This window comes from Acinetobacter entericus, from assembly GCF_026168575.1.
GTDB classification, from domain to species: Bacteria; Pseudomonadota; Gammaproteobacteria; order Pseudomonadales; family Moraxellaceae; genus Acinetobacter; species Acinetobacter bouvetii.
The window spans coordinates 1-13,698 of record NZ_JAPEQW010000043.1; the positions used below are offsets into that span (position 1 = coordinate 1).

Consider the following 13,698-nt stretch of genomic DNA (forward strand, 5'->3'; position numbering starts at 1 on the left):
CAGAATATTGCGGTTTAAATATGATTCACCTGTTTCACACACCAGCGTTAGCGTGTCTGCATCTTCATCAAATTTTGGCTGCGTCACACGACCCTTATGCAGCACCAAAGTTTCATTCAGATACAGCTCAAGAATGGTGACTGTGACACCGCCATAAAAAATCTTTCCAGCAAATACAGCAGAAAGATTATCGCCTTCGGCATTCAACAAGCTCATCTGCGGCAGCGTGACTTCTGTATCACATTTATCAATACTTTCATCTTCAATTGCAGTGCGCTGCAGGCCGCGCACAGGCAAATATTCAATGCCGGCATGCGCAATTGCTTTGCGCTGATTGGTGGAATACCAGGTGCGATTTCCATGTTTAAATTGATAGAGTTCCGCTCTCGTTTTCATGATGAAAGCTCCACGATTGGCACAGTGACTTGCGTTTTATGTGCGCCTAAAAATTGAAATTCGATTTGATCCGCATCAAGCCGATGCAGGCCCAAATAGCAAATGGTTTGAATGCTGCTGCGCTGAGCATTGATTGCTGGTGANGCCTAAAAATTGAAATTCGATTTGATCCGCATCAAGCCGATGCAGGCCCAAATAGCAAATGGTTTGAATGCTGCTGCGCTGAGCATTGATTGCTGGTGAAACAGTTAATGAACCACCCGTTTTGACGGTAATTTCATGCGCGGTCCAAGTGCCGTCTTTGCGCTTCACAGCAATGTGCTTGCGGTCTGCTTCAAGCAAGTACTTTGTGTTTGTGCTCAATGAAGTTGTGATATTGCCTGTGTTCAAAATATTGAGATGCTTTTCATACAGCGGCATCCAAAAAGCTTGAAAGCGGCCCATTCTACGGAACAGAAACTGGCGATACGCACTGTATTCATTCCAGTTTTTTAGCAACGACTTAAACGGTTTTAGGTAGCGTGGCTTAGCCCAATGCGTGAAATCTTGAAAGCCGCCGATATCGCCATCGACAACATTCTGATGCTGCGTCAGCGTCATTTCTAAAGCATTGCCATCCAACAGCAAAGGCTTGAAGTAAATATCATTTCCTTGGTACTGCTCTGGTATATCACCCGCATGCTCTGGTAAATCTTCTGCAATCACACGAAATACAACACTCGAATTAGACCAGAAGCCGCCCGTACTAATTGAAGCATCACCATCGATGATGCAAATTCGAAGCGGCATGATTGAAGCATTCGTTGCTGTCACATTGGCGCCAAGCCGAAAGCCGTCCTGATATTCAGTGATTAATTCCTGAATAATTTCATCCGTTTCAGGGTCTCGAATTTCTTCTTGAATAATGATGTAACGCCCAATGCTTACCGCTTCCGCAGTTTGAAATCCATCTGAACTTTCAAGCAAAAGAAAACCGACTCTAAGGTCGGCTGGATGTGCTGTCGTGTCCATGATAATGAAATCATTATTATCAATATCTGGGATGGTCTGTCGAAACTGCGGCAGCGGTATGCCCCATTGCTTACGCAAATTTGCATAGAGCATATGAAATAGATCACCCATTGCTTTACGCATATTTATGTAGTTAAAGCTCAACACTTGGCGCGGTGCATCGCGCTGGATATAGCGTTCTTCACTGCCGTCGAATGCTTCATGTACCTCGGTTTTAAATTCTAGACGCTCAGTAGAATCCAGCAGAGGGCAATCTGTTAATACATGCACATCGCCATATTTGGTTTGTATTTTCATTTTGTCCTCAATCAATCAAAGAAAAAGCCCACCGAAGTGAGCTTATTTAAAATCTAAAACTAATTATTGTTGTTCAAATCTACCCATACTAAATGCATCTACGGAATTTAAATCAACCGTAATTAATGCACCACCATTTGTCGGGATCTGATTACCACCTGAAAAATATTTTGCATTTTTTAGATAAAGGGTTGGTTCGAACTCATAATCAGGAGTAACCTCTTCAGTTTCGTTAAGATTATGTTCTTCAGCAACTTGAATCATCCTATCTCTTAATGCTTTCAGTCCAATGTTTCCTTCATCATCTATGAACGCAGCTTTAGAGATCAAATCCCCAGTTATCAACATTCCTTTGACACATAGAGTAATTGGGACACCTTTATCTGCCTTAATTTCACTACTACATACAACTGAAGCCAAAGTTTCTAAATAAATATTTTTCATTTTCCCTCACATTTATTAAATATACTGAATAAATTTAAGCCTTTAACATACCATTTCTTTTTAAATGATACATGACAACTTTTTCTCCCTCTCTACCGTACATTTGATTCATCATATCGTCACGATCATCAAAAATTCCAACACGAACATTGCTTTCAATCGGCTGAGGGCTAGCCGCTTGAGCGCTTACATTCGCCTGAGCCTGCCTTTCAGCCTGAACATTAGCACCACGCTCAATCGCATCTACTGTTCCCATGCCTACACGGTAAGTGTCTTTAGGAGTAACAAGTCCGCCATCAGAATACCCTTTTGGTGGTTGTGATGTACGCATTGCCTCAACCACATTCACACCGCCCCAACGCTTGATATCTTCTTGCGACCAAACCACCTCGCCTTTATGTACAATGCCCGCTGGATCAAACTTACCACCTATGCCAGTAAAGCCCCCAGTGGCATAACTACCCATAGAAACATTTTTAATACTTGCTGCTTGAGCAACCTGTAATGCCGCTGCCGCCGCACCGATTGCTGGAGCAATATAAGGACCAATGTAAGGAGTGCCAACAACTGCATCATAAGCTTTTGAGTATGCTTGAGGGATATTCAACATAGCTTGCGCTACAGCAAAAGCCTTTTGTGCAGCGAACAAAACAGCATATGTCTTGGAGTTTTCGTCCACCAATTCTGCAAAACCACCAAACATCCCCTCCATATAACTTGCTGTGGACTTAGCTTGTAGTTGCAACTTGGCGTTCTGATACTCCTCTTCATTAATTAAGTCGTTTTCACGAGCTTTTTGAAGTACCTCGAATTGCTGGATTAAAGGATTTTCCTCAAAACCCATTACACCCATATAGTCGCGCATAAGTGATTTTGTTAAATCGCTTTCATCTTGTTTTTGATTAAACTGAGAAGCCGACAACCTACGAACCTTTTCATCACTAGAAATACCAGCTGTCTTGGCAATCTCCTCACGCTCAAGCTCATAGCGCATTCTAATAGCATCCATTTCTGAATACATCGCCTGTTCAGCTTGGAAGATCCGCTGCTCTTTGGCAAGTTTGATTAGGCCGAGTTCGTGCAGATATTGCTCATCGAGATACTTGATTGCTTGGTCACGCTGATCTTTAGATAACTCAATATCGCGTGCTGCATAAAACTTTTTCTGGTCAAAGCTATCTTTTAACAGCTCGTCCTCAGTTTTTTTGAATGACGAGTAGTCGTCTAGCTTTGTCTTTAAAGCATACTCAGCAATTGCAATCTCATTGTCAGCTCGGGATTGGTATTCAGCCTTGATTTCCTTGGCGCGCTCAGGTGAATAGCCTGCCTTGTCTATCTCCTGTAAATCATCTGCCAACTTAGAGCGGATGCGAGTGACTTCACTAGCAACATTGAGCTCTAGGTTTTTGCGAAGTTCTGCTTGCTGCTCAGCCATTTTTGCGGCTTCTTCAAGCAGCTTCTCCCAGTCTTTAGAGCCTACATCGCCAGCCGTAAATCCATTTGTTCCAGCGGTGTAACCCTTAAACTTCTGCCAGTAATCATTATTGTACTTGCCAATATTCTTACCTTTTTGGACATTACCCTCACCAGCATGATAAGCGCGTACAGCCTTCTCCAAATCTCCCTTAAAGAGTTTTAAGAGGTATGACATGTACTTCGCAGCGCCTTCAGCAGATTGAGCCAAATCCGTGCGGTCTTTGACGCCATACTGCTTAGCTGTGCCAGCAAGGAACTGAAAGCCACCAGTCGCACCAGTTTGACCATTTACCTGATTAGACTTGCCAGTATTTCCTGTTTCAATTGCATGAATTGCTGATAATGTGCCGCTTGGCAGTCCGTATTTAGACTCAAGACCAGTAAAATTATACTTGGCTGCATTGGCTTGGACTTTTGAGCTTGCAGTTAAAACTTTCTGCTGCTTCTCAAGTTCCTTGGTTCGCTCCTTTTCAGCGGCATTTCTGGATTCAATAACCTTTTTGTTTTGCTCCTCAATGCTATTGATTTTCAGTAAATATTGAACTTGCTCTACAGTAATCGACTTGCCTTCTTTTTGAAGTTTTAACGCATATTCCGAGATTAAGTTAATTTGTTCTGCGTTATAGCCCTGATCCAGCATTGCTTTGGTTAAGCCTGCATTAAACTCACGATCAAACAAAGACTTCTTAAATTCAGCTTGAGCCTTGGCTGCTTTTTCCGCTGCTGATTCATTCTTATTTAGCTCATTAGTGTTTTTTGCAACCTGAACCGCTGAGTTTTGAAACAGGTTCCCAGCCAATTGCACCACTTTACCCAGTGCTGCAAGCGCTCGCTGCGACTCTCCTGCTTTTTCTGCATTCTCGTTATACTGAAAAACTTGTTTCTTCAGTTGGTCATACAGATCAGTTGGGATGTCCATTTGATTGAGGCGCTTGATAGCCTCGTCATAACTAATCACACCATTGCGAGCGTCTTCAGTTACTTTCCTAGCCTTTTCATTTTCAACTGATGCAGCGCGAATAGCGAACAGAACAGCATCTACTGATTCTTTAGATTTAGCGAGTTCCGTATTTTGAGAATTGAATGCGGCAGTTAAATCATTCACTGCAGATATCTTGTCATTGCCTGATAGTTTTTTTAGCTCCTCATCTGTTTTTTCAGCAATTTTCCCTTGCTCTTCAAGTTTTGCATTTGCTTCTGCGGTACGGTCTTGAAGATACATATAACCAGCGGCTAATGCAGTCACGCCCAAGGTAATTGCGCCAATAGGACCGCCAACTAAAGCTAACATTCTTGAGCCAATTGCTCGACTGGCGTTAAGTGCATTTTCAGCTGCTATCTGTTCAACTGTTGCAGCTTTAGTTTGCTTCTGAGCTATCGCCAAGGCAATCTCGGCTTGGGTTAATCGCATGGTTGCTGCTGCACGTGCTTGGCGTGTGGTTGCGCTGTTTAATTCTTGTCGCGCCAGACCAACTTCTGAAATGGCTTGTGCTGCGATTTGTCGAGTTCTTTGTACTTCAATGGCTGATAATTGAACTTGTGATTGAAGTGCTGCTATATCTGCTGCTCGACGCTGTGCAGATGCAGCAATGGATCCTTGAATAGCAACGGTTTGTGCGAGGACTGTCTTAGTCAGCATTGCTACACCACCAACAACAGCGATATTAGCAACTAGATCAAGGTTCTCTGCTAGAACTTTAATTGACCCAGCTAGAACAGTTGCAGCACCAGAACCGGATGCAGCCTCACCTGTAAATTTGGTTACGCTATCACTTAAAACTGTAAGTGACTGCCCGATAGTGACATCGGTTTTATTAAACAACTCATCAACACTATCGCCAGCTTTTAAGAGCGCCTTGGTAATGACTTCACCTGTTAATTTCCCGTCGAGCATCATTTGGCGCAGCTCACCACGTGTAATACCTAAGCCTTTCGCCATTGCACTAAGTAAACCACCCGCACCATCAACAAGCGCGTTATATTCCTCACCACGTAGGATATTTCCATCAAGCGCCTGACCGTACTGGAATAATGCTCCTGCTGCCGACTCTGTGGTTGATCCGCTGATTGCCACAGCTTTAGAGGTAATTTCAGTTAATCGTGCTGTTTGTTCTTGAGTTAAATTTAAGGTTTTTGCATTTGACATATACTTAGAATAAACGTCATTCACAGCACCCCATGAAGATGCAGAACGTTGAGCAATAGCAAAGGTATCTTGCATCGCTTGATTAAGTTCTTCTTGTGAGTTGGTAACAAGCTTTAACTTGTTATTAATACCCGTATAGGTGTCGATTTTATTAATGGCCGCACTAATTGTCACAATACCAGCCATGTACCCAGCCAATTGGCGAGTCGCTACAGACATTGAATCCATTGATTTGGTAGCGAAATCACCCTTCTTCCCAATGCTTTCTAATTCATTCGCTAAAGCATGTGCATTCCGTTCAGCATTCCGTGAATCAATAACAATTCGTAATACAGATTCTTGAGCCATTTCACTTTCCTACAGGCATAAAAAAGCGCCTCTAGGCGCGCAGACAATAAAAAACCGACCTCTTATTGGGTCGGCTTACATTTTCCAAATATATGTACAAACGATTATTGTTAAGAGAATTGCTGTAAATCGCCATGCTTGCATTTTTCGTAACTCCATTAGACATAAATTAGCCAATTTGATAAAATCATCCATACGAAATGTTTTTCCTCTTTACTTCTCGGTGGGTGGAATCAAAAAACCCCGGTGCGCTAACACTGGGGTTTTTCTTTGGGTATTAAAAAAGCCCGCAATGCGAGCTATAAATTTGGGGTATTAAAAAACCCGCCGAAGCGGGTTTGAATTTTTATTAGTTCAGCTTATTTGCAAACACCATCCCAAACTTTCCGAAACTCTTGGGGTGATAAATCATCTTCCATTACTATCATGTTTTTATCTGCCGCAATAAATTTCTTAAACCCCGTGTAGGCCCCAAAGCTATTTTTTGAATTAACTTCTCCACAAAAGCCTTGCTGACCTCTAAATTGTGCTGAATCCGGATCTTTAAGGTGTGACTTTACAAACCCCTCTGCCATTTGGTTATATCTGAGCTCTTTCATTTCAGCTTCATATTTAGCTTTTTCAGCTTCTGATTTGCCACAGCCGGCAAGCCCAACAACTAAGCTCACTAAAAGTATTTTTTTCATGAATTAATCAACCTTATTAAAATTTCTTAAAACTTTATAGGTTATGCTTTGATTGTTAGCATCAATAACTTCAAGCAGTGCGCCTTTATAGCCAATCGTTTTGGATTCATTCAAATCATATTCAACATCATTATTGAAGGCTGGTCTTGCAAGATTGCTCGAAAATTCCCTGTAACCAACATTAATTTTACTTCCTACCTTCCCGCTATAGATTAGGGTTTGCTGAAATGAATTATCATTCGCTACACTGATTTTTCGTTTCTCTCCAATATTCTTAAAGTTACACACCTTATTAAAGTAAACATCTACAAAGCAAAAACTATTATCTCTTGTTATCAGCACTGACTGAACACCAACAAAAGCCGCCCCATCCGGGATAGCATTCACTGGTTGGTAGTAGCTTCCTTTTTGATCCTCACCAGTCTTAAGGTAGTAACCTTTAGGAATATTTAATAAAAACTTTTTCTTCGCTTCAGGTACGTAGTAGGCCTCACGTTCCATAAACACCCCTTGGGTTAGCATCTTGTCACCAACATAGGCCTCATTTACTGAACCAATAGCTGGTTTACTTATATTCTGTGATACGGCCTGATAGTTATATTTTGGTGTAGCACACCCGCCCAAAGCCAACCCCAAAACCCCAATCAACAATAATCTTTTCATATGGACACCCTCTTATAAGTACCCACAAGATACTAATTTACCGCACAAAAAGAAACCGCCACTTGGGCGGTCATTCTTCTAGAAGTTATAACGCAAGCCAGCTTTATATGTCACGCCATCATAATCACCAATATAATTTGAATCATAATAGTAATTTATCCCACCATGCCATGAGCAAGTTCCCGAACCAGTACTACCACTCGTAGTGCCATCATTACAGCGCGTCTGCTCATCACCAGTTATATTGAAAGACCACTTATAGCCAATACCACCATACAAAGAAAAATTAGGTGTGAAGGTATAACCTGCTTCCAAACCAATTGGCAATGTCCAATATGTAGATGTGTCGAATCCTTCTGCATCCAATACACTCACGCCAGTACCCACTGTTGCGAGTGCATAAAAGCCATTAGCGTTTATCAAGTTCAAATGGCCGCCGAAAGAGAACTCGTAAGCACTTCCATCGTAATTATCACTTTCTTGGTATTCAAACTTACCCCAAAGGCCATTCTTGTGTGGTGATGATGAAAAGCCAATACCAAACCCTTTAACATCCTCATCAATATTGTTTTCAAACTTCCCTTTTTGAGCGGTATATTCCAGCATTAAGGATTTATTCAGCGCAACTTCATCTTTATAGCGAACTGGTTGCAATGGTTTGTACTGTGATTCTGCTACTGGTGTTTCAAAATCGCTCATTGGTGCGGGTGCGCCTTGCTGAATCACCAAAGGTTTATTCGCTAAAGCCAAAGATGAAATTAAAGATAAAGCACCAATTGTTAATATTTTTTTCATGTTACCCCCTTAAATTAAGGTGATAAATTACTCAATTTATTAAAAAAAGTATATACAACTAAAAGAAAAACCGCCCCAGAGAATGATTAATTAATTTTCTAAATATTCCATAAAATCATATGAATTAGATTTTCACATAAATCAGTTTTATAATATGAAAGTTATATTTTTAATTTTTTGCTATTTAGGCTTTTTATGAAAAACAACTCCTCATCAGATGACTTAGAGTCAACCACATTAGGCTGGAAATTCGTTGCCATTGTTGCAGTTATAACCACCATCTTTTTTACTTTTCTATATTTGGCTATGACCAGCGACCCAGACTATATGCCTAACCGCAAACCAAAAGTAACTGTCCAGCAGGATGCCCCAGCCAGTACACCACAGCCGGCAGAAAAATCATCATCTGAATAACCTCCGATATAGCCAATGACACGAACCTTGTTTTTAAATAAGGTTCGTGCATTAAAAAACCACCCGAGGGTGGTTATTTAATGTCTTCTGATTTGAGAGGATTGGCTTTCCAGCGAATTGCTAATGCTTCAAAATCCTTGAATAAAGTGTCCTTTTTAGCAAACTCTCTCAATTGAGAAACCGAGGGATTAACCACACCCCAAAATTTAAGCATTGTGGAACAATACATTCGCTTAAATAACTCTTCGTCAAATAATCCCTTATTGATACCAATCGCATAAAATTCGTACCTGTTAAGCACCTTAAGGAAATGCGCCCTAATTTCCGCTTCATCATTGGTTAAATTGTGATGCGCAACACAAAATAAATGAGCTAAATCTCTTTGCCCATCTTTTTTATGTTTATCGTAATAGGCACCAGGATCTTCGTTAAACATGAGCACAATGTTTTTTGAGTGAGCTAAATTATCATCTTTATTGTCATCCAAAATCGTGTCTAACGTCGCCCTTTCTCTAGATGTTGATCTTGATGAATGAATTGTTGAATATGCTATATATGCTGAAGCAAAAAACACTAGTAATTGAGCAAAAATAAGCCAGTCTGGGATTTTCCAATCACCTAGCTTAAAAAATTCAGAAATATTTCCTGATACTAAATACAAAGACATTAAAAAAGCAGATAACGCGAAAATAAACGTTAATCTGCCTTTTAGAATCTGTTGAGAAGGGTTATTAGCCATCCCATCCCTCGAAAGCACAAGTATTAGATGCAATAGCTTTATCTTTATTAAAATAATTCATGAACTTAGCCATAAACGCCTCCAAAAATTAGTGACAAAAATACCCTAACTATCAGATGACACTAGGGTTATCCACAACTATATTCACTATTTACCTAACTGTCAATAATAAGTATTGGAGAAATGTCAAGCCCTACAGTATGCTAGGTACGTTAGGTCTTGTCGCACAGCTTTATAAATGTCCTATTTATCAACAAAGAAACCAACCTAAGCTGATTTCTTACTCATCTTTTTATGCGCCTTATCCAGAAAGTCATTATCAATGGCCATGATGCAATCAATAAAAATATGTAATTCACATGGGGATTCAAATAGCTCAAGATAAGCGCCAATCTCATTTGCACCCAAGGCTAATGGAACACCTTGCTCATACTTCCGGGATCGTGCAATGGTGTTGTACGCTCCCAGTATTGCATTGGCGGTATAGCTATATTCAGGTGCATCATCCAGTTTACGGCCAAGCTTTTCCCTGATCTTCTTCTGGTGATCGGTTAGCCCTCCGTCTCCTGTGTGCCATTGGTAGAGATTGAGGACTTTCCCACTGTTTCAGCCTGTATAGCATCAGAATCAGCCTGGATTTTTTCTGCATTCACTTTAATAAACATCCAGATGGCCCAACCAATATCGCCCATATTTAAAAGTTTGGTGGCATTTTCAAGTGTGTAAGGAGGCTCAATCTCTTTACCATCCTCTACAAATACAACTCCTTTCCAGTCTGCAATCAGGTGGCATGCGGCAGCCTCAAGCAATAACTCAGGGTAGAGCTTATCTTCACTGCCCGCCAGCGCCACATTATACCCTTTGGATGCCACTTGGTTTTGTGCTCGCTCAATAGCTACACGGAAAGGCTTGTAACCGTCACCACGGATTTTAAATTCCGCCAATACATTGCCATCAATATCTTTGTATTCTTTCCACAGTGACACTTCTTTACTTTTTTGAATTGCTACTTTTAAAGCCATTTTCTTATCCTAAAAATAAAGCCCCTTCCGGGGCCATGTTTATGCTGTGGTACGAGTAATTGTCGGTGCTTCTTTTACGTGCCGGAATTCCATGCCTAATGTGTGGTCATCATTGGCATTGGTATCAGAAAGGCCGTCATTGTCCAATTCCAGCTTGGTAAAGTTGAAACCATAAGCATTGCCTAAAGAGTCTTCTATGCCAATTTCTGAAGTCATGGTCTGACGAGTTTCAACGTATGGAATCCATGCTTTTGATGTTGTTGTTAAGGCTAGTGTCACATTAAGAGTGATGGAAACTTTACCTTCCGTGTAGCGGTTCGGGATCAGGCTTTCACTACCCAAGCATGGCTTGGCTGTTAAGTTGTTATTGATGGTAAGTTTGAATGATTCAGCACATGCAGTGCCAACTGTACTTACACCATTGATCTTAAATGTGTTCACGTTGATTGATGACATAAATGGTGTGGTTGTAGCAGCTAATGGATTTACTACTGGTGTTGCAACCGGTGTTTCATAACCAGTGGCACTGATAGAAACACTGCCGGTAATTTTACCTTTGGTATCACCTTGAATTGTCAGTTCACCAATACGGCAGCCTGAGAACACCTGGGTCAGCCCGACCTTTTTGTCATGCTTTACGATGGTATAGGTTGGTAATGTGTCGCCGCCGATATCTAGTGTTGAAACAGATGGTGTACCTGAATCAACAAAGAGATTCCCAGCAACACCTTCAAAGAACATGTCCTGACTGAGTGCTGACAAATCATATTCAATGTTACCTACCGCTTCACCCGATGTAGCAATAGATCCCTGCTCAAATCGGGTATCAACAATCTCATCCGACTGAGTAAGAGATACTTTCTTTTTTAATGAGTCGGAGTTGCGGCGCAGCGTATGCCAAACAGGCACTGCAGGCAACGTATTGGGTGTTTCTTCTTTCGCAATGTGGATTACCACATCAGTGCCTTTGGACATGGCTGTCTCCTTATTTTAGGCGTAAAAAACCACCTTTCGGTGGCGGTAAAATTTAGATATAAAAAAGCACCTGGAGGTGCGTATTTATTGAAAGCGGCAATTAAAAATTTTGTGCTTAATATCAATAATGGAAATACCCTTATCTTTGTATTTTATAATTTCTCTAAACTCCTTTCTATCAACCCGAAAGGCCTTAGTCATTTCTTCAGCTATAAGTGGAGCATATTCAAGCAAGGTGTTATAGCTATCAGAATCCATTATTCCTTTACCCCGTAAATGCAACTCGACTGCTTCTATTAACAACTCTTTATACTTATCCATCTCAGTTCACCGTATAAGACACGTTCACATTATACTGATAAAAGCTCATGGTTGAAGGGTCGCCGATCGCTGATGAATGCCCAGCATCTAAGATGCTTGCCTCACGCAATTCCAATGCGTCTACTTTATGAAACTGCATATGGGCAGCCCACTTATCAGCCATCTGCGAAAGCAAATCGGTACCCGTGTTCAGCGGAGCGAATAGTTGAATGAAAATAATGCCAGTTGTTCGCGTACTAGGTTGTGCAGCAATCTCGGTTATAAAAGATCCACCATTTTTAATAGTGACTTTAGCCCATAATTCATTTTCAGGTGGCTCAAATGGTTTACCACCCACAAGCGGGTTATTCGCAAGCTGTATGTTTGCCTTAGCCATCCCGGTGAATGCACCCACACGCGCCAAAATAGCCCTTAAGGCTTGAGTGTTCGTCATCATTTGTACTTCTCGCACACGTACTGGAATGAAAGTGCATAAACGCCATTAGGTGCCTGCCGGCTGTGGCCATTTTCTAATGCCATGCCGTAAGGGCTATTTGTTTGAATATAAATCAAGCCGCCAAAACGAGCCGCTGCGGCTACCTTTAGCCCTTCCGATAAGGTCGCCGCACCAGAATCATCAAAATCTTTTTGGTATGAGTTATCTGGTGAATCAAGCGTGACTTTGTGAGATGCGCGGAACTCACCATCCATTACCGGTGATCTTATAACGACCTGCTGCAGAACCTCAGCTGTGATCTTTTTTACATGCTGCTCGGCATCTTTGAGTGCCAGCGCAGTAAAGCCACTGGGTTTATTATTCCAGCCCATATTTCACCCATTAAAAAACCCACCGAGGTGGGTTAAGTTTGACGAGGATCGAACTCGCTTTTTCAAGCGGATAGGATTTACACGTATTTCAGAAACACTATCCAGAACCTGATGTTTTCTCCAAACCAGAGCTCTTGCTCTTTAAACTACAAACCTGCAATTACTATAATTAGGGATTAAACTTTCCGCAACTGGCAAACCCAAATACTATCCGTTGGATCAGCCCCAACATTCACCACCTTAAACCGACCTTTGCTTGTATTCCACACATCACCAATCTGCGGCACTTGAGTTACTTCATTTTGCAATACGGTGGCCTTTGAATCTGTGACTTGGTAATCAATTGGCTTTACCAAATCGCGCTTATATGAGCCAAAGAGAACGCCACGGCCCGAATATGATTCATTTCCAATAACTGGATATGTCTGCGTTTCAAAATCAAGCTCACCGCTTTGGATAGTCTTTGTGCATGTGAATGCATCTACCGCATCGGCAAGCTTTTTATTAAATGCCCCAGCTACTTTGGCTTGTATTTTGTTTTTGATCATGGCTTTCGCTTGCCTCATACATATCAAATAGGTCTTGAGCTATACGCTGTATTGAATATGCTTCAAATTCGAAGCTGGGCTCTTTTTCACCCATCAGATGTTTTGTGCGCTGCCAAATGTGTACAGCTTCATGCAGCAACAGGCCATGAATAGTGATCAGTGATTTATGTTGAGTTTCCCCAAGTTGAACAATGCAATGTTTTCCGCCATCGTAATAATCCACCTGCGCAGGACAACCCATAGATAGAAATTCATCTGAATCATCCATGTCATCAAACAGAAGATCCATATGAATCTGATTGCGGGCCAATGTGTACTTCGAATGCTCAAAAGGCGTGATATACCATTCGGGTACATAGTCTGTATTAATCATGCCCGAAACACCTCAAACCCAAACCCTTTAGGCTTTAAATCCAATGAATCAATCAAAGCTTTGGCAATCTGCTCATACTCTGAGATTGCTACACTGCCCTCAGCAAATGATTCTTCAACTTCAACCGTATCAGCTTTTACACGTTCGCTTGTAGTCTGCCGGTCGACGCCTGCATAAATTACCTTGGCAATAATGCCTTTGATAATTTCGCATGCCGCAGTTTTAAGCTCATCTGCA

Annotated in this window: 14 protein-coding genes and 2 pseudogenes; 1 reads left to right on the forward strand and 15 read right to left on the reverse strand. The window is 41.4% G+C overall.

From position 1 onward, the window contains the following. From OKC24_RS17950 to OKC24_RS17980, 6 genes and pseudogenes are all read right to left on the reverse strand, one after another. A pseudogene (locus tag OKC24_RS17950) lies at positions 1 to 396 on the reverse strand (phage BR0599 family protein); the annotation flags it as partial. Positions 397 to 1,767: 1,371 nt separating this feature from the next. Beyond that, positions 1,768 to 2,148: a GvpU-like protein gene (locus tag OKC24_RS17960; RefSeq protein WP_265466099.1), complete on the reverse strand. Its 381-nt coding sequence runs from the start codon at positions 2,146 to 2,148 to the stop codon at positions 1,768 to 1,770. A gap of 34 nt (positions 2,149 to 2,182) precedes the next feature. Further along, complete coding sequence (locus OKC24_RS17965) at positions 2,183 to 6,118, reverse strand: tape measure protein (RefSeq protein ID WP_265466100.1); 3,936 nt, start codon at positions 6,116 to 6,118, stop codon at positions 2,183 to 2,185. 359 nt (positions 6,119 to 6,477) lie between these two features. After that, a complete protein-coding gene (locus tag OKC24_RS17970) occupies positions 6,478 to 6,804 on the reverse strand; it encodes a hypothetical protein (RefSeq protein ID WP_265466101.1) in 327 nt (108 codons plus the stop codon). Positions 6,805 to 6,807: 3 nt separating this feature from the next. Continuing rightward, positions 6,808 to 7,467: a hypothetical protein gene (locus OKC24_RS17975; protein ID WP_265466102.1), complete on the reverse strand. Its 660-nt coding sequence runs from the start codon at positions 7,465 to 7,467 to the stop codon at positions 6,808 to 6,810. 78 nt (positions 7,468 to 7,545) lie between these two features. Then, complete coding sequence (locus tag OKC24_RS17980) at positions 7,546 to 8,262, reverse strand: DUF3761 domain-containing protein (RefSeq protein WP_265466103.1); 717 nt, start codon at positions 8,260 to 8,262, stop codon at positions 7,546 to 7,548. A 195-nt stretch (positions 8,263 to 8,457) separates the two neighbouring features. On the opposite strand from OKC24_RS17980, the gene OKC24_RS17985 reads away from it, so the two are divergent. Then, positions 8,458 to 8,676: a hypothetical protein gene (locus OKC24_RS17985; protein WP_265466104.1), complete on the forward strand. Its 219-nt coding sequence runs from the start codon at positions 8,458 to 8,460 to the stop codon at positions 8,674 to 8,676. A gap of 73 nt (positions 8,677 to 8,749) precedes the next feature. On the opposite strand, the gene OKC24_RS17990 is transcribed toward OKC24_RS17985, so the two are convergent. The 9 genes and pseudogenes from OKC24_RS17990 to OKC24_RS18030 form a co-directional block, all read right to left on the reverse strand. After that, positions 8,750 to 9,415, reverse strand: a complete 666-nt coding sequence (locus tag OKC24_RS17990) for a DUF4760 domain-containing protein (RefSeq protein ID WP_265466105.1) — start codon at positions 9,413 to 9,415, stop codon at positions 8,750 to 8,752. Between the two features lie 551 nt (positions 9,416 to 9,966). Beyond that, positions 9,967 to 10,437 (reverse strand): phage-derived protein YdaY family protein, encoded by a 471-nt coding sequence (locus OKC24_RS17995; protein WP_265466106.1) that lies wholly within the window; start codon positions 10,435 to 10,437, stop codon positions 9,967 to 9,969. A 39-nt stretch (positions 10,438 to 10,476) separates the two neighbouring features. After that, entirely contained in the window at positions 10,477 to 11,394 is a 918-nt protein-coding gene (locus OKC24_RS18000; RefSeq protein ID WP_265466107.1) for a phage tail tube protein, read from the reverse strand. 102 nt (positions 11,395 to 11,496) lie between these two features. Next, complete coding sequence (locus OKC24_RS18005; RefSeq protein WP_265466108.1) at positions 11,497 to 11,733, reverse strand: hypothetical protein; 237 nt, start codon at positions 11,731 to 11,733, stop codon at positions 11,497 to 11,499. A 1-nt stretch (position 11,734) separates the two neighbouring features. Then, positions 11,735 to 12,169, reverse strand: coding sequence for a phage tail terminator-like protein (locus OKC24_RS18010; protein ID WP_265466109.1), 435 nt, complete (start codon positions 12,167 to 12,169; stop codon positions 11,735 to 11,737). Next, positions 12,166 to 12,540 carry a hypothetical protein gene (locus tag OKC24_RS18015; protein ID WP_265466110.1) on the reverse strand — a complete coding sequence of 125 codons (375 nt, stop codon included), beginning with the start codon at positions 12,538 to 12,540 and terminating at the stop codon, positions 12,166 to 12,168. The genes OKC24_RS18010 and OKC24_RS18015 overlap by 4 nt, the downstream gene beginning before the upstream one ends. Positions 12,541 to 12,716: 176 nt before the next feature. Next, positions 12,717 to 13,085 (reverse strand): glutamate 5-kinase, encoded by a 369-nt coding sequence (locus tag OKC24_RS18020; RefSeq protein WP_265466111.1) that lies wholly within the window; start codon positions 13,083 to 13,085, stop codon positions 12,717 to 12,719. Continuing rightward, complete coding sequence (locus OKC24_RS18025; RefSeq protein WP_171457770.1) at positions 13,045 to 13,461, reverse strand: hypothetical protein; 417 nt, start codon at positions 13,459 to 13,461, stop codon at positions 13,045 to 13,047. Before OKC24_RS18025 ends, OKC24_RS18020 begins: the two co-directional genes overlap by 41 nt. Next, positions 13,458 to 13,698, reverse strand: a pseudogene (locus OKC24_RS18030) (hypothetical protein); the annotation flags it as partial. The gene OKC24_RS18025 and the pseudogene OKC24_RS18030, both read right to left, overlap by 4 nt.

What these genes read in the sequence shown, in the direction of transcription:
- OKC24_RS17975 (WP_265466102.1), bottom strand. Translation starts at nt 7,467, where the DNA reads ATGAAAAGATTATTGTTGATTGGGGTTTTGGGGTTGGCTTTGGGCGGG.
- OKC24_RS17995 (WP_265466106.1), bottom strand. Translation starts at nt 10,437, where the DNA reads ATGGCTTTAAAAGTAGCAATTCAAAAAAGTAAAGAAGTGTCACTGTGG.
- OKC24_RS17970 (WP_265466101.1), bottom strand. Translation starts at nt 6,804, where the DNA reads ATGAAAAAAATACTTTTAGTGAGCTTAGTTGTTGGGCTTGCCGGCTGT.
- OKC24_RS18015 (WP_265466110.1), bottom strand. Translation starts at nt 12,540, where the DNA reads ATGGGCTGGAATAATAAACCCAGTGGCTTTACTGCGCTGGCACTCAAA.
- OKC24_RS18025 (WP_171457770.1), bottom strand. Translation starts at nt 13,461, where the DNA reads ATGATTAATACAGACTATGTACCCGAATGGTATATCACGCCTTTTGAG.
- OKC24_RS17960 (WP_265466099.1), bottom strand. Translation starts at nt 2,148, where the DNA reads ATGAAAAATATTTATTTAGAAACTTTGGCTTCAGTTGTATGTAGTAGT.
- OKC24_RS18005 (WP_265466108.1), bottom strand. Translation starts at nt 11,733, where the DNA reads ATGGATAAGTATAAAGAGTTGTTAATAGAAGCAGTCGAGTTGCATTTA.
- OKC24_RS18010 (WP_265466109.1), bottom strand. Translation starts at nt 12,169, where the DNA reads ATGATGACGAACACTCAAGCCTTAAGGGCTATTTTGGCGCGTGTGGGT.
- OKC24_RS17985 (WP_265466104.1), top strand. Translation starts at nt 8,458, where the DNA reads ATGAAAAACAACTCCTCATCAGATGACTTAGAGTCAACCACATTAGGC.
- OKC24_RS17990 (WP_265466105.1), bottom strand. Translation starts at nt 9,415, where the DNA reads ATGGCTAATAACCCTTCTCAACAGATTCTAAAAGGCAGATTAACGTTT.
- OKC24_RS17980 (WP_265466103.1), bottom strand. Translation starts at nt 8,262, where the DNA reads ATGAAAAAAATATTAACAATTGGTGCTTTATCTTTAATTTCATCTTTG.
- OKC24_RS17965 (WP_265466100.1), bottom strand. Translation starts at nt 6,118, where the DNA reads ATGGCTCAAGAATCTGTATTACGAATTGTTATTGATTCACGGAATGCT.